The following is a 24933-nucleotide window of genomic DNA, read 5'->3' as shown; positions in this document are numbered from 1 at the left end:
ACGAGGCCGGCAGAGCATTCCACTCTGCCGGCCTTGCTGACGAAACGGCTTTCTTACTTTGTTCTGTCCGGTCGTGCTTTTTGATGGATCTTTTCTCTGGCCGGGGCAGACTTCTTCCGGGTATCCAACTGCGCCTGATACCCTTTCAGCCGTTCCAGAACCGAAGGCCGCTCACTCGTCATCGTCCCGGCAGCCGTTTCCCTGCCGCTGGATGAGGTCGATCTGCCTTTGGTATCTGGCAAGTCTGTTCCCGACCGAGATTCTTTTTTTGGCGCCACCTCCTGCCGCTTGCCCACAGGCGGTGTCACAGGCGTTTCCCCCTGCCGGGGGCGTTGCTGCTCGCGCTGCGGCGCCTCTTGTCCCACACGGGCTTCCTGCTCCTTAGAGGGGGCATCCTGCCGCGCCTGCTCCGGCTGCCCGGTATATCGGATGCGCTCAAAGATCATATTGGCGCGGTCGATCTCCGTTACCGGCATGATCACATCCACGACTTTTCCCTTGTTATCCGAATCACGGATGGCAGAGAAAAGGATCTTCTGTTTTCCTGCCCGCTGCCTGAATTGCTGATACTGCTCCGGAGACATGGCGAACCGCCGCACATCGCGGGTCTCCTTCAGCATCTTTGCCAGATTGACTTTGCCGGAAATGGTCTTGTGTTTTTTCGCCAGCGCCATGGTGAGCGCCAGTACATTTTTAATGGCGGAGCCGCTCAGCCGGACAGCGACCTCGCTGCCGAAGAGCATCATGCGTACCAGCTGGTCCGCCGCTTCACCGCCTCCGATGTTCATGTTCCCGCACCTCCTTCTGGTGTTCTTCTGTTTTCTGGATGTCCTGTTCCATTACAGGCGTCTGCTGGCAGATCTCCCGGCAGAGCTTCAGCTTTTCCCGCTCTGCCCGGATCTTCCGATTCACCTCTGAGAGCTGTTCATACACTTCTGCCTTTTCTTTCTCCAGCACCTCCTGCGGAACGCCGCTGTCCTCCAGCAGCTTCACGGCTTTCATGTACTGCTCAAACTCCTGCTCCATGCCGGTGAGCCCTTCCTCGTATAACGCTCTGCTGGGTTCCAGCGCCTTCGCGTCTGCCAGCGCCGCGTAGAGCGGCTGGCGTTTCTTCTTCCGCACATTGAGGAGGGTCCGCTGCTTTGTCAATCTGCCCAGCGTTTCCTCTGTGCGATGTTCGAATGCCGCCATGTCAGCAGGCGCTGTGATGTTATTTTCCCGCAGGAACGCGAACTGTGCCTGATACCGTTCAAAGCGCATGACCGCCTGCCGCAGATGCGGCGTCATGCGGGGCGGATACTGTCGCTTTTCGATTTTGCCCAGCAGATAGAGATAATGGACATAGAGGGCGAGAAAACCGCTGTATCTGGGATGCTTCCAGTACGGCTGATACGCCGGCCGCGCAGGCAAGACAGGCCGCAGCCCCGCTTCGATCTGTTCCAGGTTGCCCTGGATGGCAGCACGGATTCCGTCCTCTGTGAACAGCGGATCTCGCCTGCCGGGGTACTGGTATCGATCCTGCCCCCGCAGGCGGAAGCCGAGCCTGCCGCCATGATGGATCTCATACCCCTTATGCTCCATGAGCAGGAAGAAGTGGCCGAGGTCGTTGGCGTCCCGGATGGCATCCCGCAGATCTGCCTCCAGCAGGGAGCGGAAGGTGGGCTGCCCCCTGGACTGCCGCAGCCACTCCACATAGCTGATGGCTTTGGCAGGCTCTCCCGCCATAATAACGGACAAGCCATGCTCCCGGCAGAGCCGGTCTGAGGTGCCGCGGATCTGCTGGTAGTAGCTTCGGGCGTTGCTGTGATATTTTTCTCCGGTGAGCTGGTTGATGGAATTGAATGCGATATGGGCGTGGATGTGTTCCCGGTCGGTATGGATGCCGATGACTGCCTGGTATCCGGGCAGATGCTCCCGCACGAATTCCTGCGCGATCTCCAGCGCCAATTCCGGCTCGATCTCGCCCGGACGGAAGGACTGGATGATATGATAGAGCTGCACTCCGTCTGTTTTGTTCCAGCGGATCTTGGCATCCTGCATCTCGGCGCAGGCACTTTTGATTGAGCACCCCTGCGTGGCAGTCAACACCTGTTCCTCCGTCTTGTCACCGTTGACCACATAGGCAATGGCCTGAGCCAAACCGCCTCTGCGGGCAAGGATTTTTGTGACTGCCATTACTGTTTCACCAATTCTGTCATTTTTGTCTCTATCGTCCGCATCAGAAACTTCAGTTCCCGGATATCCTCCTTCGTAGCAAAACCGGCGTTGGCTTTCCGGACGATCTGATTGATGTTCTTGCCGATGCGGTTGATCTCCACATACAGGTCGTGAAGCTCCTGCGGCGGCCGCTGGCGGATGGTAATACCACCGATCATCTCCCGGATCGCCGCGCTGACCGGCAGACCGGAAACGGCGCAGATCTGCGATAGCTTCCTGCGCTCCGCGTCGGTCAGCCGGACGGAGATCATGTGTGTTTTTTCGGGCATATCGCCCTCCTTTCCCGCGGCGCTGCCGCAAAATCTTCCGCCCGCAGGCGGCATTGGGGACTGGGGATGCCCCCAGCAAGCGCGTTTGTCATACAAACGCTATGCTTGCGCCAGCGCCGCCCACGGCGGCGTTGGCTGTTCCCCGCCGTCGGCGGGGCGTTTTTTGAGAGGTAGGTTGATTCCAATACAGGCGGACACGATCCGCACCTTTTCCAGAAAAAAGAAATGTCTGGCAGCAGCGCCAGACATCCGGTTTCGCAGGGTCCTTCCGCACAGGGTGTCAATGTAACACCCAAAATAGAAACGGCAGGGTGTCATCAAGACACCCTGCCCGTTCAAATATTGAATCAACGCTCGATCTCTTCCGTTTTCTGCCTGCTGTTTCGTGCAGTAGTTCGAGCTGCGTCGAAGGGAAGGACGAATCCTTCTACCTGTTGATAATAGCTCGTCTGTTCCTCTACAAAGAATGCCACAAGAGGCGCATAGCAAGTGCTGTTGCCACACAGCGCAGGCTCAGGCGGCGCACGCCAGTTCCTTCCGAATACGTTCCCGTGCCAGCTCCGCATAGGTGTCTGTGACTTCGATGCCGGTGGCGGTATAGCCCTCCTGCACAGCCGCCAGCACCGTGGTACCGCTGCCGGCAAAGGGGTCCAGAATATGCCCGCCCGGTTCCGTAATCTTCACAATGTCCCGCATCAGCTGCAGCGGCTTCTCCGTCAGATGGATGCGGCTCTGGGGATTGCCGTATTTGAACACCCCCGGCAGACACGGGACCGGACGGCTGATGGGCATATCGCCGTTGGAGCCCCAGACGATATACTCCGCCTGCTGACGGAAGCGCCCCTTCTGCGGGCGGCTGTTGCCCTTATCCCAGACAGCGGTGCCTCGCCAGATCCAACCGGCCCACTGGAGAGCGTCTGTCGCCGCGGGAAGCTGCCGCCAGTCGATAAACATACATACCGGCGCACCGCTCTTGCATACCTTTCGCGCTTCATACAACCACTCCGCCGCCCAGCGGGTCCAGGAGCGCTGGTCCTTGGCGTCCCCATCGAAAGGGGGCGGTGCGTTCTCGCCCATGCTGGAATACTTTCTGGCTGTGGATTTGTTTTTCTCCGTCTGGGTGCGCCCACCGGACGCATAGGGCGGATCGGTGATCACAGCGTCAAAGGTGTTGGGGGCAAAGGTCCCCAGCACCTTCAGGGCATCCCCCTGGAGGATGCTCCATTTCTGATTATCGCTCATGCTCATGCTTCTCCTTCTTTTTCGTTCGATTTTCGCGGGGCGGAGACAGCTCCGTCTCCACATATTCGCTGATGATTCCCAGTGCTTCCTCGTAGCTGTGGCACGCTCCGCCCATGATGCGGGTCTGCATTTCCTTTGCTTCTGCCGCCATGCCATTCTGCCGAAGAACTCTGGCGGCAATACCCATCAGATGGAAGATGTTGCCGTCCTGCCCCAGCAGAGGGCAGAGAGGGCGGGGGTTCTCCTGCCGGGCGGAGCGAAACCCGCCCAGCCTGTTGGGAACATAGTCGGACAGCCATGTGCCGCCGAATGCGCCGTGGGTCTGCAAACGCCACATCGCCAGCTTCCCCATATCCACCTGAATGTTCTCGAAGGGGAACAGCAGATTGTTGAGTCCATCGTGCTGAAAAACCTTGACCGTCTCAAAGCGGCTGCCATTCTGCAGGATGCCGTCCTGCGTCAGCAGGTCATTGATGCCATCCAGCCACTCCTGCGCCTCTCCGCCGCAGCCCTGCAGCACCAGTCCCTCCTGATGCTCCATATCCCGCAGATCGTCCGCAGTGATCCTCTCAATTGGCATTTATCTCTCCTTTCTTTTGGGATGCCGTGCAGGCGGCGTCCGGCCAATGGTTTTCTGATCCGTCAACACGGGGATGCCCAGCTCACCGGCTTTATAGATCTCCTGCCACATTCCATCTGTCCAGACCGGACCGTACACATTCATCTGCTGGCAGGATTCCAGCAGGCGCAGTCCCATCGCCCTGGCTTTTTCATCCTGGGCGGGATCGTCGGGATCTGCGACAGGCGGGAAGAGCAGATGCGGACAGATAGGGATATTTCCCTCCACAAACACCTCCTGCGCTTTCTGCCGCGCAAACTCCACGTTGTTTGTCACATCGCCCCGCAGCGGAGCACAGATATAAACCAGCTTGGGGCCGCTCCGTTCCAGCTCCGGCGTGCGCTCCCGGAATGCGGACAGATACTGACCGACGGCATCCCGCAGAGCGGCATAGTCCGCGGCAGTGGGATGATAGGCGTACCATTCCACTTTTCCGTAGTCATCCCACAGGTGGGGAATGACGCCGCTGCGGAAGTTGGGATTGTTCGGCACCTGCTTTTTACCCCAGACATCCTGAAAGCGCAGCAGCGTCCGGTCCACCACGCCCTCCGTGCGGTTGAGCACCGTGAGGCGGATGGCGTCATATTGGCTGGAGATATGGGTAGAGAGAAACTCCGCCCGTACACGCAGGTCCTTTCCGAGATCTCCCACGCACAAACGCCCGGAGAATTGAGGCTGATCCACGAGATTGCTGTGTTCAAACAGCTTTCGCAGCTCCTGCTCATATACGGTCATCGCTCCACACCTCGTTTCTTTGGCGTTTTTGTTTTCATGGGACTTACTTCTTTTTGCAGAGGTTTCAAGGTATCACGCCCGATGCCGCGGATCACGCTGCGGCTCTTGCCGCTCAGGACAAAGGCATCCCTTGTATCGTTGCGGACTTCCTCGCAGGGCAGGATCACGGCAGAACCGGTGATGCGGATATCCCCCTGCACCGTGCCATACACCTTGCAGTTGCCGGACAGAATGGGAGTCCCCATCGTATGGGGATCGTGAATGATCTGCGCGTTTCCGGAAGCCAGCGCTTTTCCTGTCATGGAGGCCCCGCGGAGATAGGCGTTGTCCTCGGCGCGGCTATGGCCGCCCATCACGCTGCCTTTGGAAACATAGGCGCTGCCACAGGCGATGGCGTCGCCACGCAGACAAGCATCCCGATCCACATAGGCATCACCCGCTGCAATGGCGTCATCGAAGATCCACGCGCAGTCTCCCGGCTCCGCGGACAGGTTGCTTTCGCTTTCCACGAAACCGCCTATGTCGCCTGCGCGGATCTCGCTGCAGATATCACGCAGCGCACGGATGCGGTGCAGGAACGGATATTCCTCATGGGCCATGTCTGTGATCTCATATTTCTGATTGCTGATGGTTCTCATCTCCTTTTCTTTTTTTATGCCGCTTTTTGGCACAGGGCATCTTCTTTTCGGAATGCCGCATCGATGTCGGAAAAGCGCTCCGTGCGGTTGAATTTCTCGGACACCTTTCCCGGCATTGCCTGCAGTTCCAGCATTTTCGCCCACAGCTCCGGATGGTTGTCATAAAGGTGCCGCAGTTCCTTCCGCTTGGCGTTCGGGCAGAACCAGCAGCCGCCACGGTCTGTGAACGCATAGACAGGTGAAAGCAGCCCTGCCGTTTGGCAGAGCTGCTTTGCATCCTCTTCGGTGTAGTGATATTTTTCCAACAGGGACACCTGATTTCCCTGCAAGCGGCGCAAGCGCACCGGCTCATCGCTGGCGATGCCCACATACTGCACAGTATCCGGCGTCAGAGTCCTGTTATACCGGCGGATGGGACGGAGCTTACAGTCCCGCTGAACATAGCAATGCCCGCACAGAGGGAATCCGCGCCGAAGTCCTTTTTTCGGACCGCGGGTAACTGTTCCGGCAAACAGGTCCAGATAGGTCTTATCCGAACGCAGCACACGGACAGGGACCCCCAACTGTTCCAGTCTGGGGATCGCGGTCTCATAGATGAATGCCCGATGCTCCGGCACCTCGCCGGAGGTTCTTTTATCGAACATCACCTCACAGTAGACCGCTTCATCCAGCGGTTCCCCGTGCTCCAGCGCCAACAGGATCGAGGCAAGGCTGTCTTTGCCGAAGGAGCAGGACGCGATATGCAGGGTTTTCTTCTTTTCTTTTGAAATCGTGATCACCCTTTCTGATTCTGTTTTTGCTGGCAGTATTGTCAGCAGGTGGGGAGTCTGCTATAATAGCGCATATCATTTCCAGTCATTTTAGATATGAAGGAGACGAAATACGATGAATAAAACAGAACTGATCACCGCCATGGCGGAAGCCAGCGGCCTGACCAAGAAGGACTGTGACACCGCTCTGAATGCGTTTGTCGACACGCTGCAGACTGCGTTGAAGTCCGGTGACAAGGTACAGCTGCTGGGCTTTGGCACCTTCGAGGTGAAGGAGCGCGCCGCCCGCACCGGCAAGAATCCGGCCACTGGAGCCACCATTGAAATCCCCGCTTCCAAAGCGCCGGCTTTCAAGCCCGGCAAGGCATTCAAGGATTCCGTACAGTGATAACACGCCCGCGAGAGACCATCTCTCGCGGGCCTTTTCTGTTATCGGTCCGATACGCCCATGTCCTTGGCACGACAGGCACATTCCAGAACCTCTGTCATATCCGTGCGCTCCCAGGGCGCGTCCGCATGGGTGAAGTGACCGTAATTGCAGAACTTTTGGAACATAGGCTGATCCAGTCCCAGCGTTCCGATCATGCCGTCCGGCGTCAGGTTGAATACCGTGCAGACAGCCTGTTCCAGCACATCATCGGAATAGATGCCGGTATGCTCCGTATCCACCGTCACCGCCACAGGCTGTGCCTTGCCGATGGCATAGGCAAGGCTGATGGTGCAGCGCTTGGCCAGTCCTGCCGCTACGATATTCTTGGCAATGTAACGGGCCATGTACGCGCCGCTGCGGTCCACCTTCGTTCCATCCTTGCCGGACAGCGCGCCGCCGCCATGAGGGACGAGGCCGCCGTAGGTGTCCACCATCAGCTTGCGTCCGGTGAGTCCGGTGTCCGCTTCAAAACCGCCCTGGACAAATCGACCGGAGGGATTGACCAGCACTTCGGTATGTTCGTCCAGCGGAAGTTCCTGCATGGCGGGGCGGATCACATGGCGCAGAATGTCCCGGCGCAGTTCCGGCAGGGGCAGCTCATCCTCATGCTGGCAGGATACCACCACTGCGGCAACGCGGTACGGGACTCCAGAGCGGTATTCCACAGACACCTGCGCCTTGCCGTCCGGACGCAGGCCGGGGATGATGCCCTGCCTGCGGGTATCGGTCAACAGGCGGGCCAGTCGATGGGCCAGCACCACAGGTAGGGGCAGCAGCTCCTTTGTTTCATCGCAGGCAAAGCCGTACAGGATTCCCTGATCTCCTGCGCCGGTTTCCGTGCCGCCGCACACAGCTTCCGCAATGTCGGGACTCTGCTCATGGGTGATGACCTCCACCTCATAGTCGCTGCCGCCGTATCCGGCTTCCCGCACCGTTCTGCAAATAATGGCAGGGATATCCGGAATCTTCGCTGCCGTGATCTCGCCTGCGGCGATGATCTTTCCGGCTGTGGCCATGACCTCACAGGCAACGCGGGCAGCGGCGTCCTGCGTAAGACAGGCATCCACCACCGCGTCCGCGATGGTGTCGCAGAGCTTGTCGGGATGTCCCTCGGTGACTGACTCAGCGGTCAGAATGCAGTTATCTTTCATGTTCATGTTTCTCCTTTTTCATCGGTTTCTTTTGTGCCTCCGGCTGTTTCGGAACAGAGAGGATCATTTCGTTGCTGTATTTGTCCTTGTACTTTTCGATCTGCTGCTCCGTCAGCGAGGCAAAATCATCCTCTTTAAGACCGGCAACAAAAAATGTGCCGCAGACAATGTCATACGGCACACCGTGATCATCGGTCAGGGTGCGGTTCCACGGCAGGCCCAGCAGCTTGCCCTCGTCATTGCAGACGAGCGCCACCGGGTCATCGAAGGGGTAAACTGCCTGAATGGTGCCGCCTACGAGTTCCTGCATGGCAGAAAGGGTGTGGTCGATCTCCTGCACTTCAGGCATTTCCATGGGGCGCACCACAAGGACTTTCATTTTTTCTGTGCTGATATGGGTTCCTCCTTCCCAAAAGAAAAGCGGCAGCGACAGATTCCTCTGCCGTTGCCGTAAATGGTGATTCTTATTCTCTTTTTGATGCCAATGTCCGGGTCTTCAGCAGGGCATTCTCCAACGTCCGATGATCTTCATGCTCCGGCCACCATTGGGGGCGCAGGAATCCCAGTGCCGCAGCCGCCCATTCATAATCGGCCCGTTCCAGTGCACCGCGCATCAGCCCTTGCCGAAATCTTCGATGCTGCTCCCGCACTGCCGGGTCCACGCTGTCCCGTTCCAGATACAGTTCCAGAAAGCCGCCGATGACAGCAGCTTCCTCCATCGTGTAAAACATATCCGCACCCCTCCCGCAAACAGGGGATATTGTAACACAGACCGTGGAAAATGAACACCTCTTTTTTCGCTCCGACTGTCTGTTGCGCGGATACCGCGCCTGTGATACACTGTGCATACGAACAAAAATATGAGGAGGCTGCTGTGATGATATGGTTTTGGGAGCTTTCATGGCTGTGGAAGATGCTTGGCGTCGCTTTACTGGTTTCCGCGGTATGCGTCGCCGCGGCCGCGCTGATCGGCAAGGCGGCAAAAATCCGCCCCGGCGGAAAGGTTTTCCTGCTCGTTGGGATCTTGGCCTTTGTGATCTCTATTCTGGTAATCTTCTTTCTTGCACAGACGCCGGCGCTGCTCTGAGTTACCGCTCCGGCCCTCTGTTTCGCTCAGGCGCTCGCTTTGGCTTGTCGATCCTGCCGCTCCATACCTCGTCAATGGTCCTGCTCCACGCAGCCTGTAATGACTCCACCGGCAGGCCGTTGGCTTCAAAGCCTCGCTGGATCACGCGGTAATAATACGGGGACGGCAGTGCAGGCTGGCGGCAATACGGCTCCGCCATGATATAGACCATGACTGGGAGCTCAGCGCCAGCCGCGTCTTTAACAGTCACGGTTTCTTTCGTGTAGTGGCGGGGATACCCCTCATACCGATCCAGAGACTGTTCACAGTTTGGCGTGATCTTCCACACCAGTCCGTGGACAGTACTGCCTTTTTTCGGTGCAACGGTAGCGAAGCCGCTGCCGCGGAACCGCAGTTCGTAGTTTTCCAGCCTGACCGGCCCCACGATCTCGGCGTCCGGACAGCGCTGCGCCATCTGCTCCAGATCAAGGTTGCTGCCGTAGGCAAAATACAGGTTTTCCTCCACGTCACACCTCCAGCATCGTCAGAGCGCCAAAGCGTTCCAGATGACGGAGCAGGGCTGCCGCCTGTGTCTCCGCATCGCCATCCGGCAGCGGACAGTCCATTCCCGTGGTGCGGATGACATTATTCTGTACAAACCAGATGTAGGTCTCCACATCCGGGAACTCTGTGGGATCAAAGCTGAGATCCCGAAGCTGTTCCATGATCCCGGCTGCGGTCCCTTCGTACACGGTATCTTCAATTTGAATCTTCAAAGGCTTCACCTCTCCATTTCTCTGGATTTTTTCTTCTTTTTGTTGACTGCATAGCTGTCCTTATCAAAACGCCACGCCCGATCACCGTCCAGATTTGCCAACAGGTGGTCACGGGTATGCTTGAATTCCTCGCCGTTGAGCCCCAGCCGCACCAACCAGACCCGGAAGGTGAACAGTTCATTGTCGCTGTGGGTCTTGCGCATGACCGTGCTGCGCTGGGCGATAGCCTGGGCGGAGATGGCAAGGCACAGATTCACATAGGCGGCAACTTTTCCCGCGTGGAGCGTGGAATTGAAGCAGCGCCATTCCACCGTCCCCCGGTAAAAGACCGAATGCAGATTCAGCGCGTAATAGCGGGTCCAGTTATAGTGGTCTGCGCTGCCGTTATCTCCCTCGTACCAGATATTCTCCAACTGCGTCAGATCCCTTGTCTCATCCGATGACAGCTTGCGCGCCTTTTGCAGCATGGGTTCCCGCACCTTCTGACACCAGCGGGACGCCCGGCTTTCATTGACCTGCAGCGCTTTGAACAGGATATCCTCCTTGGAGTACATGATGCCGATGAGGTTTTTCAGACTCTGCCGGTTATGATTGGCTGCGTCCACATGGACATGGATGCCGCAGGAGCTGTTGGCCCTGGCTCCTGCGTGGCGTACCTGCCGGACACACTCCTGCAGCTTGGGCAGTTCCGCATAGGTGAGCTTTGGCGTTACCATCTCCACGCGGTATCTGTAGTCACCCGTTGCACGATAGCCGCTGCCGATCTTCTGCTCCCCGTGGATGCTGGAGTCACTCATGACTGTCCACTCTTTGCCGTCCCGATCCGTCACACACCATTTATCGTAAGCGCCGCCCACATAGCGGGCATCCGTTGCAAAATACGCGGCCAGTGCTGTTGCCGCCTGCTCACGGGTGATGCCGGTCATTTCAACTTCCACGCCGAAGCACTGGTCCTTCAGCCCGATCATGCGGCAGCACCGGCTTTCAGTTCCACATCCACCTCCCGGATACGGCGCCCGATGGCTTCAATGACATTGGCGGTGACGCTGTTGCCTGCCTGCTTATACGCCTGCGCGTCAGACTGGATGGCGAGGATGCGGTCGATCTGCCACTCATCGAAGCCTTGCAGCCGCAGACACTCCTGCGGCATCAGACGCCGGATGCGTCCGCCACGTTCCACGATGCCCTGGATGCAGCTCGTCTCCAATGTATGGGCGATATCCTGTCCCACACGACCACGGCGGGTATTGCTCCCGGAAAAGCCGAGATCGACGCTGTCACCGGGATTCGCCTCTTTATAGCCTTTTTTCGTGGCTTCCTTGATGAGCAGAACGCCGGAACGTTCTGCTCTATGATTGGACAGCGTTGTCTGTCCATAACGCGCAGTGAGGCAGCGGGCAGCCTCCGTTTGTCTCGCCTCCCCGGCACATAGATCCACAAAGGGTCTGTCCTGCGGAATGATATACAATCCTGTTTTGCCGCCCACACCTCCAGCGCCGGCAGTCTGCGTGCAGGCTATTCCGTCTGCGTCGTAGACGCGGGAGCCTTGCGAGCCTCCGAGGACTTGTATAAGAGCTTTTCCACCTGTGCCGAAGACAGGAAATATTTTTCCGGCGCATCGGGGATCAAGATAGCAGATAAGGAACAGCCGCCTTCTGGATTGCGGGACTCCAAAATGTTTGCTGTTAAGCACCATCCATTCCACGCGGTACCCCAGGTCATTAAGCGTGGCGAGGATGACAGAAAACGTCCGGCCTTTGTCATGCGACAGCAGTCCCGGAACGTTTTCGAGCAGAAGATACGAAGGTCGTTTGGATTGAGCCAATCGGGCAATTTCAAAGAAGAGAGTGCCGCGGGTGTCGTCAAAGCCCTTTCTTCTGCCAGCGATTGAAAATGTCTGACAAGGGAATCCTCCGCACAGAAGGTCAAAGTCCGGCATATCTGCGGGGTCAATTTTTGTGGCATCGTGATAATATCGTTCCTCCTTTCCCGGCTCATAAATGGCCTCATAGCTGGCGTTGGCATATTTGTCGATCTCGCAGTGTCCTACGCACTGGAAACCGCCCGCGCGGGTCAATCCCGTGCGGAAGCCGCCGATGCCGGCAAACATATCAAAATATCGGATCAGGTCATCTCATCTCCTTCCTGCAGGGCAAGCAAAAAGCCGAGGACGCTTTCATCTACATCCCCGGCTCTGACGCTATCCTGCGCTTCTTCTTTGGTGAGCTGCACTCCCCGCAGTTCCTGCCGGATGGTCTGGCGAACGGCATCCAGCAATTCCTGCTGCCCTTTATACTCACAGACCATGCGGCAGACCGCGGCGGTACGCTGTCCTGCGGGGATCTCCGTCAGCTTCTTCCACGCCCTGCGCTGTATGGGCGAGGACATGGAAAAGGACAGATTGATCCGCTTTTTGTTACTGCTCATCGTTCTTTGTGAGCCGCTCTGCCAGCCGCTCATAGCCTTTGGCGTTGAGGGATACATCGTCAAGGATGACTGGACGGCAAAGGCCGTCCGCAGCGGATACATTCCGCTTCAGCAGCGCCGCACCACCGCCCAGAAAAACAGCAGGCATGGCACGGGTATCCAGTCCGCTCTCCGTAATGGCGGAGAGCAGGCGATGGACATAGGCGTCTGCCTGCCGGTCAATAATTTTTCTGGCATCCTCGTTGATATGGACAGCATCGCCGCGCAGCACGCTTTCCATCTGTGCCGCCGTCATAGACAGGCCCAGCGTGCGGCGGATCTGCTCACCGATCTCATCCAGACAGCGGATCATGCCAAGTTCCAGACTGCGGCAGGTCGATGCATTGGGAATACGGTTGTCCAGGCGCATCAGATCCACTGTCCATCCACCGATATCTGCCACGATCACAGAAGGCTCATCCAGCAGGATGCTCTGGGTCAAGACTGCGGCATAACCTTGCGGGAACAGGGACACCTTGCGGGTGGCGATGGAGTATTCCTGTCCCTCATAGCGGAAATTTACCGTTTTCCCATCCCGGAGCAGATACTCACGGAATGCATTTTTCTCCCGTCCAAAGCTGGTGAGGGGCAGTCCGGCCGCCAGATGGATCTCTGCTGCAGGCTCCGCATGACGGAAGGAGAGCTCCTTTGCGATAGCGGCCAGCGTGAGGAGGTAGTAGTCCTCTGTCTGCGTTTTGTTCTTCTGCAGCGCCTGACGCCCGCTGCCCACCACATAGAATTTTCCGCCGTATTCCAGCACGTCCTTCAGCGTATATGGCTCATGCTCATACGCCACCAGACCGGAGGGGAACGAGAAATGGGCCGTTTTCATAGCGGCATAGCCGTGGTCGACACCAACAATCATGGACTCGCTCATCTTGCTTCACCTCCACGGCTGCGTTTCTTCTTATTTGATGTCTGGCGCCGGTCATAGTCCTTTCCAGCACGGATAAGATCCCGAATCTCCTTCAGCTGCGGATTCCAGCGCGTTTGACCGTCCCACTCCGGATGCTTCGCACAGAGCCGGGGCAGATATTTCTTCAGATCCGCGCCCTCTCTGGGAAACTCGATGCCGCCCTTATAAACGATATCCTGTTCCAGCTTCATCAAAAGCGCTTCATATGCACTCCAATCTGTCTGATCATAGGCGCTTTTCCCGGTGAGCTGCTCATAGGCATACTCTCCGACATAGCTCAACTGCTCAAAGCAGCAATCTCCGTAGGGAACGACATCCGCAAGGCTGTCCGGGTCTGCCAGCGCAGCAAAATAGACCTCGCGCCCCTGTGCGATGAGCCAGGCACGGAAGTCGATAAAACCGTCATCGCTGCAGCCGTATTCTTTCATGATCCCTGCCGCGTCCCACAAGCCGAACTTGTCCGCGAGATCTTCATAGACGTGGATGATGTCGTGAAAATTCTGTGCCTGCGTGGGGCCCATAAAAACCAGCCGGTCTTTCAGATAGGCCAGCATGGCGTCCATATCCTGCCCGCAGGCGTTTTTTTCTTCATGGATCAGGTCCCAGAAGGATTCTTTGTTGATCTCTGAGATCGGTTCCTTCACATTCTGTCTCTCCTTCCCAATACGTTTTTTGATGCGTGCTGCCGCACCCGCGCAGATCTTTTGATAAAACGTGCGATACTCCGGTGTGGTTTTGCTCACTTCACCGAGAATAGCACGCTCATAGGGCGTGCCGGGGACGACCTCCCAGGTAACGCTCCCAAAGTATGCCGCTTCCAGATACCGCAGCAGCGTGTGTCCGTCTGCCATCTCAAACATTCCCCGGTTATCCTCATAGGGAAATTCTTCATAGACCTTGAGCCCGGTGACTTCTTCCGCGGCGGCATACAACGAGAAACCGTCTGTGTCCAGCGTCGGCGCAAGCTGCGCGTACTGTTCCTCCGGGGATAGCATTTTGTCATGCTGCTCCATCTGACCGCTCCTTTCTTACCCAGCCCGCAAAACGTTCCAAGAGATGGACCCGTCCGCGCACCTTTCCGGCAGACACATCCAGCCCATTCATCTGCGCCTGAATGCGGCGCTGGATGGCTTTCAGCTTCTGCGGGTCATTGCAGCAGTCTACGATGACATACTCGCCGCCGCTGGTGGAGAGGATTTCCCGCTTGCCGTTCTCGTCCCGGATGCCGGACAGGAGACGCTGTCCCAGCCGTTTCCGGTAGGTGTCCTGGAGCGCATCCATATCTCCGCAGACATCATGCTTTTTCAAGATCTCCGCGATCTCACAGGAAGTGATCTTCGTTTCGGCAGACAGCTTTTGCAAAATCTCTGCCTGCGCGTCAGGCGGGATTCCGGTCCGGCTGGGCGCCATTTTCTTCGTTTCCTGCATCGACACACCTCCAATCCGCGGGCAGGATCTTCTGCTCGATGATATCCGCAATCGTCCGGAACACCTCCGCCAGCTCGCGGGATTCCTTCACGGTATCCCGCATTTCCTCCGGGGTCATCCGCGTCCCGTCCGTCCAGCAGCGGATATTTTCTTCGGACGGCGTCAGCAGGACGGCTTTTTCATACGCTTTGCAGAAAAGCGCCGCGATTTTTCCTTTCCGGTCGATCTCGGCGTCCTGCTTTTTCAGTTCTTTTTTCGCTTTTTCGTATTCCAGCGCTTCGGCGGCCGCCTGCTCCCGCTGCTCTTCCGGAAGGTCCTGAAGCTGCCGTGTCAGGTCATAACCCTTGTTGATGGACAGTTCCTTCTTATCAAGAGCCTCCTTGATAACCTCCGGGGCGTTCTCATCGATCTGCATGACCTTGCCCATGGTGACCTCTCCGATACCAACAGCATCCGCCAATTCCTTACGAGTGCTAACAGAGGGGAGCGCTTCTGACAATGTTGTCAAAAGCGCTCCCTTATCAGACTTATCTCCACCCGCGGCAGACTGGTTTGCCCTGGCTTTCGCCTCGATCTCCGGCTTCAGCTTCAGCGCGATCTTGCCCAGCTCCCACTTTTCCAGATTGCGACGACCTTTCTGGGTATCCAGCGCCCACTGCTTGGCTTCCAGCAGATTCTCGAAGGAGAATACCGCCATCGTATAGGGCAGACCATGCTTTTCACACAGCGACTGTCGGTTATGCCCGTCCACGATCACCATGTCCTCATTGACGATGATGGGGGAGTAACAGCCGTTTCGCAGCAGATCCTCTTCCAGAGCGGCAGACTGCTCCGCGCTCAAAGGCGGGAGCAGTTCGGCCATCTCCGGCAGGATCACAGGACTGCGTTCAGCGCTGGTGTATGTGATCCCGGTGTTTTTCATCAGGCGGCGTCCTCACTGGCGGACATATCCTCCACCGCCTGTGCCGCGTCCTCCGCCTTGCGGGGAGACAGGAATTCCACATCGCTGGCTTTGATGAGGAAACCGGGCTGGCGCTGGGGATCGTCCGCGAAGGTGATGGTCTCGAAATCGCCGGAGGCCGCCAGCTTGCAGCCCTTCCAGGCAAACTCGGCGCAGCGCTCGGCCAGAGGGCCGCGCACCTTGATGGAGATAAAGTCGGTGAGCTTGTTGTCGTCCTTATCCTTGTAGCGGCGGTCCGAGGCGATTCGCAGGATGGCGTAGGGCTTGCCGGTGGTCTCATTCATTTTCAGTTCCACATCGTTGGTCAGGTTGCCAATGGCAGTGATTTTCAGCATATTCAGTGCTCCTTTTTTAATGGTTAGGTTTAGTTAAAAAGTGCGGGTGGTCTGCTCTCAGACCACCCGTAGGGGGATACAATTTACTTGCTCCAGCTTTCGCTGTCACCAAGAATGGCGGTATGGGCGTTGGCAGCCTCCATGACTGCGTAGTACGCCCAATGCTTGCGGCTGACATCCGGGAAGGTGTTCAGCTTGCGGAGATTGTCCGCAATGTAGTCCTCGTCCGCTTCGCGGCCCAGCAGGCGGTTGACGATGGTCACAACCTCCGCGCGGTTGATCTCATCGTCAGCGCGGAAGGAGCCGTCGCCATAGCCGTTGATCCAGCCATGCTTGGCGGCAGCCTTGATGTACGCGGCGGCCCAATAACCGTCGCTCACATCGTTGAAGTCCTTATACTGCTCCATGATCTCAGCGTCGCCATCGCCGTACACATCAAAGAAGCGGACGGCCAGCGTGGTGAACTCGGCGCGGGTAATGGCATCGTCGGGGGCAAAGATGGTCTTGCTCTTACCGTAGGTGACACCGTTGTTATTGAGGTATTTGGCATAACCGGAGTACCAGGCATGGGCGGGAATATCCGTAAATCTGGTGTTGGCCACGGTGGAAATGGTATCGCCGTTCTTCTCCGCCAGCAGGCGGGCGAAGATAGCGGCGGCCTCTGCGCGGGTCATGCTGCGGCCGGGGCCGAAGGTTCCGTCCGTGTAGCCGACGATGTAAACACCGTGGCACTCGGTCTGCTCCACTTCGGGGACGGTCAGTTCGCCGTTTTTGTCGGTCTTGCCTGCGGCAGACTGACCCAGATCACCCTTGACCGTAACATTTTTGCCCTGCTGGGGAGCCTTCTTGTGGTCGGTCACGATGACCGTCACCTGATGCTTGGCGTCCAGATCTGTGCCGTCCGGCAGCTTCACCGTGATATTGCCGGTCTTACCGATGGACACTGCACTGCCGGAGATGGGGCGCTTCGTGTCCGTGCGGATGACCTTGACGGTCAGCGTCCAGCGGTCGCCGTCCGCGTCCTCATAGCCAGCAGTGACCTTGCCGTCCTCGTTAGTCTTACCGCTGCCGGTGGGGACGGTGATCTGACCTGCTTTGTCGGTCTTGCCGGAGGCGTAGTTGTCATTCTTATCCGTGACAGCGATGCTCATGTCCGGCACAGCGGACTTGTCCTTGACAAGCTGCACGGTCACGGTGGTCTGGTCGGCGTAGTCCAGCAGGCGGCTGTTCGGCAGGCGGATGGAGATGCTGTTATTCTTGTGGAGCGCAACTGCGGCGTTTGCCACAGGATTTTTGGTGTCGGTATCGGTGACGGTCACAAGGTAGCCGCCCACAATGGCCTCACCCTTGCTGTCCGTGGTGGCGCTGTTGTAGATTTTCTCAATGGGCTGCGCCTCCAGCTTTTCACCGCACACGGTACACTCCTTGTGCTTGCTGCCCTCGGAATCGGTGGTAGGCTCCTTGTCGATGATCCAGTCGCCGGGTTTATGACCGGCAGGCTCGGTGTAATCGGTCTTGTTTGTATCGCCGCAACGGGTGCAGGTGTTGGTGGTGTAACCCATCTCCGTGCAGGTGGGGGCGGTCACTTTGGACTTGTAATCGTGTCCCAGCGCGTTTTTCAGCACTGCGCCGCACTTGGTACAGATCTGCGGCTGGGTGCAGGTGGCATCATTGCCAGGGACATGACCTGCCGCCTCGTTGCCCTCGATGCGGTGATAGCCGCAGCGGGTGCAGCGGTATTCCATGATGCCCTCGCCGGTGCAGGTGGCGTTGGTGACGAGGGTTCCCTCATCCCAGCTATGACCAAGCGCGTCGGTGTAGTCTGTGACGAAGCTGCTGCCGCAGCCGTCACAGCGGTGGATGGTCTTGCCTCCGTTTTCGCAGGTAGCGGCGATGACATGGGATTCGTAATTGTGAGGCAGCGCCGCCGTGATGTCCTCAATGTGACGATCCCCACAGACGGAGCACTCGCGGACGGTATAACCGGGGCTGGTACAGGTGGCAGCCACGGTGTAGACCTCATAGCTGTGTTCGCCCTTGGGCGTGGCGGTCTGCTTCATTTCGCCGCAGCGGGCGCACAGTTCCAGCAGCTTGCCATCCGTTTCGCAGGTGGCGTCGCGAATGACGATGCTCTGCCATGCGTGTCCGAGGGAGTCCACATAGTCGCGCTTTTCGATTTTGCCGCACTCCGTACAGAGGTAGCGGTCATAGCCAAGGGTGGTGCAGCCGGCTTTGGTGCTGTCCAGCAGAATATACTTGTGGTTTTCACCGCAGCCCTTGTCGGTGCAGCAATTTCCATTGCAATGCTTGTTCTGACAGCCGCAATTGGGGTTAGAACAGCCGCAGCCGCAGTTGCCGTTCTCGTCTGTGGTATCATCCCTCAGCCAGACATAGGCCACGCCGTTTTCCGTCATATCCACACCGTCGCAGGTGTAGGTGATCTCGTAATAGACAGTGTACTGACCTTCCTCCGTGTAGTTGGGCGCGGAGGTCATGGTACAGCTATCCGCACTGTTGCCGTAGCGGATAGAGGTGCGGACACCGGCTTCAGAGAGGTCGCTGACCGTGATGGTGTGGGGCTTGCCGTCCACCACGCCGTAATAATCTGCAATGACCGCCTTTGCCGCCGTGTAGTCATAGCGGGCGTAGTCGCACAGGCTGCATTTCTCTACCGTAGCGAAGCGTCCGTTTGCCGGCTGGGGCAGGACTTCCGTCACCATGCTGTGGCGCTCCAGCTTGCGGCTGACCGTATGATTGGTACCGTAGCAGAATGCGCAGTAGGTGCCGCCCTTGGTGGTGACAGTGTGATAGGTATCGTCCGTGTACTCGTAGGAAACGGTTTCGTCCAGTTCCTGCGTAAATGCGGCGGCACAGTCATACAGCCAGTAGACATTTTTCAGATAGCCGTACTCGCTTTTGCTCATATTTGTGTTGATGCCGCCGCAGGTTTCACAGACGGCTTTGGTGTAGTGATATCCGGTATAGGTGGCGTCCTTGCCGGGGATGCCGTCCATGGTATCACCCTTACCGACACCATCTACCATCGTGCCGTCCGAATATTTCACATTGCGGCTAAGTGCCGGCTGGCCATTGCGGGTATATTCGGGAACGCGGAACACCTCAAAAGATGTGGCTTTGCCACACTCACCGCACTTGAAGGTCTCGCGGGTCACAACACTGTTGGCGTCCAGCTCATTGGTTCGACCGGATGCCTGCATCCAGTGTTCTGCGGGGTCGTGGTAACTGTTCTGCTGGGCGGCAAAGGCGGTGGGGATCATGCCCACGCACATGACCAGCGTCAGAAGCAGCGCCAGCGCTCTGCGGGAATAATGGTTCTTTTTCAGATTCATAGGTCCTCCTTATATTTTTTGTTTTTTATCCGCGTTGAAAACGATGTCCTTTTGGCTATCGCCCCCTTTCCCGGCTGCAAATCTTTCTTTGCAGATACTCGTTCCAATCCTTGCCGCAGCGCGGTTTCTCCACGGTAACGGCATACCCCTGTAACTGATACTTTTCCTGTAATTGCTGGGCGGCTTTCTGCCCAGGCTCGTCCGCGTCCAGACACAGCGCAATACGGCGGATCTCCGGATGCGCCTGCAAATAGGTCTGCAGTGCGCCGTCATAGAGTCCGCACAGAGCAACGGCGTTGGTTGTGTCTCTGTGGAGTGTGAGGTAACTCATCAGGTCAATGGGCGCCTCAAAGACAAGCACCAGATCTGAGCGCGGATCGTGCGGGAGGGACAATCCTGTGTTTTTGTCGCTGCCGGGAGCGTCTCCCTTGAAGCCGGGACCGTCCAAATCATAGGTGCCGCGCAGTCCCGCGTACTTTGCCTGTCCGGATTCATTCCTGCCGACGAAGACGCAGTTATGATGTACCGCATCCTCATACAGCAGCCCAGCATTCAGAAACTGCCGGATCACCTGGGCTGCGATACCTCGCTTACGGAGATAGGCGAAGACCCTGCGGTCATCCGCGTTGCGGGGCGGCAGGGAAAACTCCTGTTTCTGGATGATCGGCTTTGGCTGCGGAATGGGCGCGTCTCTGGCTTTCCCATGGAAGGTCAGAAGGTACTCCACCGCTTCCGGAAAGGATTTTCCGCAAAACTGCTGGAGGAAGGTAATGGCATCCCCGCCGGTATTCTGGGAATACCGGAACCAGGTACGCCGGTCTTTAATCCGCAGGCTGTCCATTTCCGCGGTAGTATAGAAGCGTCCCACGCGCTTGACCTGATAGCCGAGGTGGGAGAGCAGCTCCGGCAGGTCCGTTTCTCTGGCGATCTGCATTTCTGTGTCTGTGAAGCGATTTCTGATCTCGCTTGCCATAATGTGTGCCTCCTTTCTGGCGAAACGCAAAAAGCCACCCAGGGCATCCGAGATATTCATCGGATGCCCTGGGTGGCTTTTCTCTAAATCGTGTTCTTTTGTTTTGGCTTTAATGCTGGCTTACACGGCGTTATCTTCGTCGGGGGTGTCCGTGTCCGCTGGAGCGGTCACGTCGGCCACACGGGGCGCGACAGGGGCCTCAGTGGGGGCGTTCTGCTCTGCGGCGTTCTCAGCGTCCGCTTCGTCCAGCGCCTGCGTGATCAGGTTCAGCACGAAGTCTCGCTGGGTGAGCTTTTTGCCGCTGCGGAGCGTCTCGCGCTCCAAGTGACGCTTGATGCGCTGGAAGAGTTCTTCGGGAATCTGGAATGCCATCGTTCTGCCTTTTTCAGTCATTTGAATGCCGCCTTTCTGATTTTCCATCATGTTGTAATAGTCTTGGATGAGGTTGACGATGTACTCGCTGGTGGTCAGGCCCAGCCGTTCTCGTTCTTCACTGACCCGCTCATGTAGGTCGATGGGAATCTGAGCACACAAGTTTTTAGTGGTTGCCATTCTCGGATACCTCCTTCGTTTTTTGTAACGCAAGCATACCCGAAAGGTTACGAGAAAGCTATTACCAACACCACCAAGGAATGGTAGACACACGAAGCGAAAGCAACATAAGCACCAATGAAACGAAAAAGGCCGCCGTCCGCTCCCATAGGGAGCCGAACGGCGGCCTGCCTTCTTATTCTTTTTTAAGCCTCGGTGTTCGAACCACACCAGACCACAAATCTGGCAGGGCGCATCTTCAAAATGTCGCCTCTCGCGGGGCAAAACTGAAATTTTGAAAAATCGAGTTTTTGCAACTTTTTCATTCCAAAAGTGGCGCATTATATGTGAAAACGCCGCACTTTCGTGCGGCATTTTCGGCGTTGCATCTTTCATCAACACATTTTGGTCCGAGTGACTGGATTCGAACCAGCGGCCTCTTGAACCCCATTCAAGCGCGATACCAAACTTCGCCACACCCGGATGTCGTCTTGCTTCAGGCGACTCATATATATTAGCATAGATGGCACGCCAAAGCAAGTATTTTCTTCATATTTTTTGCAAAATTTTTTCTCATTCACTGTTTATGAATCTCTCGCTTTCATCAAGAAGTGGGAGGGCAATACTTGCCCTCCCACTTCTCAGTACTCGTTCCCTTATGCCTTTCCGTCGCAGCCCAACACATCCACGATTTTGTGGGCCACCAGCTTCTTGATGTTTTCACGGGCGGGCTTCAGATACTGGCGGGGGTCAAAGTCCGCAGGATGGTCATTGAAATACTTCCGAATGGTTCCGGTCATCGCCAGACGCAGGTCGGAGTCAATGTTGATCTTACAGACCGCCATAGATGCGGCCTTGCGGAGCTGGTCCTCCGGTACGCCAATGGCGCCGGGCATATTCCCGCCATTTTCATTGACCATCTTTACATACTCCTGGGGCACGGAAGAAGAGCCATGGAGCACAATGGGGAATCCGGGCAAGCGCTTGGAGACCTCTTCCAGAATATCAAAGCGGAGCTGAGGCTTCGTACCGGGCTTGAACTTATAGGCGCCGTGACTGGTGCCGATGGCGATCGCCAGAGAGTCGCATCCGGTCTTGGTCACAAACTCCTCGACCTCCTCAGGTCTGGTATAGGAGGAATCCTCGGCATTGACCTTTACCTCGTCTTCAACGCCGGCCAGAGTGCCCAGCTCGGCCTCCACTACCACGCCGTGGTCATGCGCATAGGCCACGACCTGCTTGGTGATCTCAATATTCTCGGCAAAAGGCTTGGAACTGGCATCGATCATCACGGAAGTAAAGCCGCCGTCAATACAGCTCTTGCAGAGCTCATAGGAGTCGCCATGGTCCAGATGCAGAACAATGGGAAGTCCGGTCTCCTCCACCGCAGCCTGAACCAGATGGATCAGGTAGGTATGGTTTGCATAGGCACGGGCGCCCTTGGAAACCTGGAGGATTAGGGGGGCATTGAGGTCCTTGGCGGCCTCGGTAATACCCTGGACGATCTCCATATTGTTGACATTGAATGCGCCAATGGCGTATCCGCCCTGATAGGCCTTTTCAAACATTTCCTTCGATGTGACCAGAGGCATACGTCTCACTCCTTATTAAATATTGAACAAGGAAAGCGGAAAGAAGTCCCCTTCTCTTTTCACTCTTGATTTTAACAGCAATAGTTGATAAATGCAAGAGGCTATGATATTATATTTGGGCAATAATCGCTTTCACACGAAAGTCAAAAAATTGTGAATGGAGGACCAATCATGAGCGAACTTCGAGGAGCATGTATCATCGGTCAGTCCGGCGGCCCCACTTCCGTCATCAATGCCAGCGCCCAAGGCGCCATCCAGGCGGCGCTGAAAGCTGATTGTATCACCCGCGTACTGGGTGCCGCCCACGGGATCAAGGGCGTGCTGGAGGACAAGCTGTATGATATGGGCCAGGAATCCCCCGAGGAGTTGGAGCTTCTCCAGAACACCCCCTCCTCTGCACTGGGCTCCTGCCGGTATAAGCTTGCCGACCCTGACCAAGACGATACGGACTATCAGCGCATTTTGGAGATCTTCCAAAAATATGATGTGCGTTATTTCTTCTATAACGGCGGCAACGACTCCATGGATACCTGCAACAAGATCTCCAAGTATATGCAGAAGGTGGGCTACGAGTGCCGCATCATGGGCATCCCCAAGACCATCGACAACGACCTCAACGGCACAGACCACTGCCCCGGCTTTGCCAGCGCCGCCAAGTATATCGCCACCTCCTGTATGGAGGTCTGGCATGACGCCCACGTCTATGACACTGGCATGGTGACCGTCATCGAGATCATGGGCCGGCATGCCGGCTGGCTGGCCGGTTCCGCCGCTCTGGCCACCTGGGCCGGATTCGGCCCCGATCTGGTCTACCTGCCCGAGGTGGATTTCGACATGGAGAAGTTCATCGCCGATGTGCAGGCAATCTATGACAAGACCGGCAAGTGCATGGTCGCGGTGTCGGAGGGCATCCACTACGCCGACGGCTCCTTTGTCTCCGAGGCCAAGACCTCCGCCACCGATGGCTTCGGCCATGCCCAACTGGGCGGACTTGCCACCATGCTTGCCGAGGTCATCAAGCAGAAGACCGGCGCCAAGGTCCGCGGTATCGAGCTCTCCCTCCTCCAGCGCTGCGGTGCGCACCTTGCCTCTCACACTGATATTGAAGAGGCAAAGATGGCCGGGCGTGTGGCGGTGGAGGCCGCCGTGGCGGGAAACACCGACAAGATGGTGGCCTTCCAGTGCACCAGGGACGGCGGAAAGTACGAGTGCAAAACCGTGCTGGAGCCCCTGGATATCGTGGCGAACTTTGAAAAGAAGGTTCCCCGGGAGTGGATCAACGCGGAAGGGAACGGCGTCGAACAGGCCTTTATCGACTATGTGCTGCCCCTGATCCAGGGAGAGCCCGAGCGCCCCAAGGAGCATGCCCTTCCCCGCTTTGCAAAACTGAACAAGGTGCTTACCACCGATCTGTAATCAATCGCCAAAAAGCCGCCGGATAAGAATGTATCCGGCGGCTTTTCTTCTATCTCTGCTCCACTCCGGTCAGTGCCCGCATGACCGTATAGGTCTGTTCATCCAGCCCCTTCTTCATCTTCAGGGCCTCGGTGATATCGTAGTCCACATAGGTGTCCCCCTGCACGCAGACCACGCGGTTGCTCTTGCCTTCGGCCAGCAGGCGCACCGCCTCATACCCCATGTAAGTGGCCGCTACCCGGTCCCGGGCCGTAGGTGCGCCGCCCCGCTGGACATGGCCCAGCACAGTGACGCGGGTATCCAGCGATGTAGCCTCCGTGATCTTTTTGGCCACATCATAGGCGCTGCCCACGCCCTCGGCCACAATGACCATAAAGTGGGTGCGGCCACCCAGCCGGGCCCGGCGGATCGGCTCCACCACATCCGCTTCAAAGTCCACGGGGCGCTCCGGAACCAAGACGCAGGTGGCCCCGCAGGCCACGCCCACATAGAGGGCCAGATGCCCCGCGTGCCGCCCCATGACCTCTACCACGGAGCACCGTTCATGGGACTGCATGGTGTCCCTCAGCTTGTCGATGGAATCCAGCGCCGTATTGCAGGCGGTGTCGAACCCGATTGTATACGTGGAACAGGCGATGTCATTGTCAATGGTCCCCGGGAGCCCGACCACCGCCACTCCACGGCGGGAAAGCTCCAGCAGGCCGCGGAACGTGCCGTCGCCGCCGATCCCCACTACGCCTTCCAGCCCCAGCAGTTTGCAGGTCGCCACGGCCTTCTCCTGCCCTGCCTCGCCGCGGAAATCCTCGCTTCGGGCAGAATAGAGCATCGTGCCGCCCCGGCGGCTCAGGCCGCTCACGCTTTCAAAATCCAGTGGAATGAAATCGCCGTTTACGAGCCCGTTATAGCCTCTCCGGATCCCGATGCACTCGATCCCCATATGAAGCGACGTCCGCACAACAGAGCGGATCGCGGCGTTCATCCCCGGCGCATCTCCTCCGCTGGTAAAGACCCCGATGCGGCGCACTGCGTTCGCCATAGAACCTAATCCCCTT

29 protein-coding genes and 1 tRNA gene are annotated in these 24933 nt (G+C 57.3%); 3 read left to right on the top strand and 27 right to left on the bottom strand.

What is annotated here, in order from left to right:
* Positions 1 to 53: 53 nt before the first annotated feature.
* The 8 genes from SRB521_RS07045 to SRB521_RS07010 form a co-directional block, all read right to left on the bottom strand.
* A complete protein-coding gene (locus SRB521_RS07045; RefSeq protein ID WP_116722054.1) occupies positions 54 to 788 on the bottom strand; it encodes a DUF3801 domain-containing protein in 735 nt (244 codons plus the stop codon).
* Positions 769 to 2175, bottom strand: a complete 1407-nt coding sequence (locus SRB521_RS07040; protein ID WP_116722053.1) for a relaxase/mobilization nuclease domain-containing protein — start codon at positions 2173 to 2175, stop codon at positions 769 to 771. The genes SRB521_RS07045 and SRB521_RS07040 overlap by 20 nt, the downstream gene beginning before the upstream one ends.
* Positions 2175 to 2486, bottom strand: a complete 312-nt coding sequence (locus tag SRB521_RS07035; RefSeq protein ID WP_165366593.1) for a plasmid mobilization protein — start codon at positions 2484 to 2486, stop codon at positions 2175 to 2177. Before SRB521_RS07035 ends, SRB521_RS07040 begins: the two co-directional genes overlap by 1 nt.
* Before the next feature lie 513 nt (positions 2487 to 2999).
* Positions 3000 to 3728 carry a DNA-methyltransferase gene (locus tag SRB521_RS07030; protein ID WP_116722050.1) on the bottom strand — a complete coding sequence of 243 codons (729 nt, stop codon included), beginning with the start codon at positions 3726 to 3728 and terminating at the stop codon, positions 3000 to 3002.
* On the bottom strand, positions 3718 to 4308 hold the full coding sequence (locus tag SRB521_RS07025; protein ID WP_116722049.1) for a hypothetical protein: 591 nt from the start codon (positions 4306 to 4308) through the stop codon (positions 3718 to 3720). Before SRB521_RS07025 ends, SRB521_RS07030 begins: the two co-directional genes overlap by 11 nt.
* Positions 4309 to 5082 carry a DUF7768 domain-containing protein gene (locus tag SRB521_RS07020; protein WP_116722048.1) on the bottom strand — a complete coding sequence of 258 codons (774 nt, stop codon included), beginning with the start codon at positions 5080 to 5082 and terminating at the stop codon, positions 4309 to 4311.
* Entirely contained in the window at positions 5079 to 5720 is a 642-nt protein-coding gene (locus tag SRB521_RS07015; protein WP_116722094.1) for a hypothetical protein, read from the bottom strand. The genes SRB521_RS07020 and SRB521_RS07015 overlap by 4 nt, the downstream gene beginning before the upstream one ends.
* Before the next feature lie 14 nt (positions 5721 to 5734).
* Positions 5735 to 6499, bottom strand: coding sequence for an adenine nucleotide alpha hydrolase family protein (locus SRB521_RS07010; RefSeq protein ID WP_242976555.1), 765 nt, complete (start codon positions 6497 to 6499; stop codon positions 5735 to 5737).
* Positions 6500 to 6605: 106 nt separating this feature from the next.
* Between SRB521_RS07010 and SRB521_RS07005 the strand changes: the two genes are divergently transcribed.
* The gene (locus SRB521_RS07005; RefSeq protein ID WP_116722047.1) at positions 6606 to 6878 is read left to right on the top strand and encodes an HU family DNA-binding protein; all 273 of its coding nucleotides are present in this window, start codon (positions 6606 to 6608) and stop codon (positions 6876 to 6878) included.
* Between the two features lie 41 nt (positions 6879 to 6919).
* On the opposite strand, the gene metK is transcribed toward SRB521_RS07005, so the two are convergent.
* The 3 genes from metK to SRB521_RS06990 form a co-directional block, all read right to left on the bottom strand.
* On the bottom strand, positions 6920 to 8071 hold the full coding sequence (metK, locus tag SRB521_RS07000) for a methionine adenosyltransferase (RefSeq protein ID WP_116722046.1): 1152 nt from the start codon (positions 8069 to 8071) through the stop codon (positions 6920 to 6922).
* Entirely contained in the window at positions 8061 to 8450 is a 390-nt protein-coding gene (locus SRB521_RS06995; RefSeq protein WP_116722045.1) for a DUF3846 domain-containing protein, read from the bottom strand. The genes metK and SRB521_RS06995 overlap by 11 nt, the downstream gene beginning before the upstream one ends.
* An 85-nt stretch (positions 8451 to 8535) precedes the next feature.
* The gene (locus SRB521_RS06990) at positions 8536 to 8802 is read right to left on the bottom strand and encodes a hypothetical protein (protein WP_116722044.1); all 267 of its coding nucleotides are present in this window, start codon (positions 8800 to 8802) and stop codon (positions 8536 to 8538) included.
* 146 nt (positions 8803 to 8948) lie between these two features.
* Here SRB521_RS06990 and SRB521_RS06985 point away from each other — a divergent pair, with 146 nt between their 5' ends.
* Positions 8949 to 9158 carry a hypothetical protein gene (locus SRB521_RS06985; RefSeq protein WP_116722043.1) on the top strand — a complete coding sequence of 70 codons (210 nt, stop codon included), beginning with the start codon at positions 8949 to 8951 and terminating at the stop codon, positions 9156 to 9158.
* A gap of 1 nt (position 9159) precedes the next feature.
* Here the strand turns inward: SRB521_RS06985 and SRB521_RS06980 are convergent, their stop codons facing one another.
* From SRB521_RS06980 to fba, 15 genes are all read right to left on the bottom strand, one after another.
* Positions 9160 to 9663, bottom strand: a complete 504-nt coding sequence (locus SRB521_RS06980) for a gamma-glutamylcyclotransferase family protein (protein WP_227152332.1) — start codon at positions 9661 to 9663, stop codon at positions 9160 to 9162.
* 1 nt (position 9664) lies between these two features.
* A complete protein-coding gene (locus SRB521_RS06975) occupies positions 9665 to 9913 on the bottom strand; it encodes a hypothetical protein (protein ID WP_116722042.1) in 249 nt (82 codons plus the stop codon).
* Between the two features lie 5 nt (positions 9914 to 9918).
* Complete coding sequence (locus SRB521_RS06970) at positions 9919 to 10881, bottom strand: amidoligase family protein (RefSeq protein ID WP_116722041.1); 963 nt, start codon at positions 10879 to 10881, stop codon at positions 9919 to 9921.
* Positions 10878 to 12023 (bottom strand): DNA (cytosine-5-)-methyltransferase, encoded by a 1146-nt coding sequence (dcm, locus tag SRB521_RS06965; RefSeq protein WP_116722040.1) that lies wholly within the window; start codon positions 12021 to 12023, stop codon positions 10878 to 10880. The genes SRB521_RS06970 and dcm overlap by 4 nt, the downstream gene beginning before the upstream one ends.
* Before the next feature lie 14 nt (positions 12024 to 12037).
* Complete coding sequence (locus SRB521_RS16470; protein WP_235254762.1) at positions 12038 to 12340, bottom strand: hypothetical protein; 303 nt, start codon at positions 12338 to 12340, stop codon at positions 12038 to 12040.
* A complete protein-coding gene (locus SRB521_RS06955) occupies positions 12330 to 13256 on the bottom strand; it encodes a ParM/StbA family protein (protein WP_116722039.1) in 927 nt (308 codons plus the stop codon). The genes SRB521_RS16470 and SRB521_RS06955 overlap by 11 nt, the downstream gene beginning before the upstream one ends.
* Complete coding sequence (locus SRB521_RS06950; RefSeq protein ID WP_242976554.1) at positions 13253 to 14308, bottom strand: DUF4240 domain-containing protein; 1056 nt, start codon at positions 14306 to 14308, stop codon at positions 13253 to 13255. Before SRB521_RS06950 ends, SRB521_RS06955 begins: the two co-directional genes overlap by 4 nt.
* Positions 14295 to 14723: a synapsin-1 (Synapsin I) gene (locus SRB521_RS06945; protein WP_116722038.1), complete on the bottom strand. Its 429-nt coding sequence runs from the start codon at positions 14721 to 14723 to the stop codon at positions 14295 to 14297. The genes SRB521_RS06950 and SRB521_RS06945 overlap by 14 nt, the downstream gene beginning before the upstream one ends.
* The gene (locus SRB521_RS06940) at positions 14674 to 15645 is read right to left on the bottom strand and encodes a ParB N-terminal domain-containing protein (protein ID WP_242976553.1); all 972 of its coding nucleotides are present in this window, start codon (positions 15643 to 15645) and stop codon (positions 14674 to 14676) included. Before SRB521_RS06940 ends, SRB521_RS06945 begins: the two co-directional genes overlap by 50 nt.
* Positions 15645 to 16019, bottom strand: a complete 375-nt coding sequence (locus SRB521_RS06935; protein ID WP_116722037.1) for a single-stranded DNA-binding protein — start codon at positions 16017 to 16019, stop codon at positions 15645 to 15647. The genes SRB521_RS06940 and SRB521_RS06935 overlap by 1 nt, the downstream gene beginning before the upstream one ends.
* Positions 16020 to 16102: 83 nt before the next feature.
* Positions 16103 to 19369: an S-layer homology domain-containing protein gene (locus SRB521_RS06930; RefSeq protein WP_116722036.1), complete on the bottom strand. Its 3267-nt coding sequence runs from the start codon at positions 19367 to 19369 to the stop codon at positions 16103 to 16105.
* A 55-nt stretch (positions 19370 to 19424) separates the two neighbouring features.
* Entirely contained in the window at positions 19425 to 20342 is a 918-nt protein-coding gene (locus tag SRB521_RS06925; protein WP_242976552.1) for a toprim domain-containing protein, read from the bottom strand.
* Between the two features lie 120 nt (positions 20343 to 20462).
* The gene (locus SRB521_RS06920) at positions 20463 to 20894 is read right to left on the bottom strand and encodes a translation initiation factor 2 (RefSeq protein ID WP_116722035.1); all 432 of its coding nucleotides are present in this window, start codon (positions 20892 to 20894) and stop codon (positions 20463 to 20465) included.
* Positions 20895 to 21279: 385 nt separating this feature from the next.
* Positions 21280 to 21356, bottom strand: a tRNA-Pro gene (locus SRB521_RS06915).
* Positions 21357 to 21529: 173 nt separating this feature from the next.
* The gene (gene fba, locus SRB521_RS06910) at positions 21530 to 22465 is read right to left on the bottom strand and encodes a class II fructose-1,6-bisphosphate aldolase (protein ID WP_058117798.1); all 936 of its coding nucleotides are present in this window, start codon (positions 22463 to 22465) and stop codon (positions 21530 to 21532) included.
* A gap of 171 nt (positions 22466 to 22636) precedes the next feature.
* Here fba and SRB521_RS06905 point away from each other — a divergent pair, with 171 nt between their 5' ends.
* The gene (locus SRB521_RS06905; RefSeq protein WP_058117799.1) at positions 22637 to 23881 is read left to right on the top strand and encodes a 6-phosphofructokinase; all 1245 of its coding nucleotides are present in this window, start codon (positions 22637 to 22639) and stop codon (positions 23879 to 23881) included.
* A gap of 49 nt (positions 23882 to 23930) precedes the next feature.
* Here the strand turns inward: SRB521_RS06905 and pfkA are convergent, their stop codons facing one another.
* Positions 23931 to 24917: a 6-phosphofructokinase gene (gene pfkA / locus SRB521_RS06900; protein WP_033116536.1), complete on the bottom strand. Its 987-nt coding sequence runs from the start codon at positions 24915 to 24917 to the stop codon at positions 23931 to 23933.
* Positions 24918 to 24933 lie beyond the last annotated feature (16 nt).

This window comes from Intestinimonas butyriciproducens, from assembly GCF_004154955.1.
GTDB classification, from domain to species: domain Bacteria; phylum Bacillota; class Clostridia; order Oscillospirales; family Oscillospiraceae; genus Intestinimonas; species Intestinimonas butyriciproducens.
The sequence above is the reverse complement of the archived record's forward strand: the minus strand, read 5'-3'. Positions and strand labels throughout refer to the sequence as shown.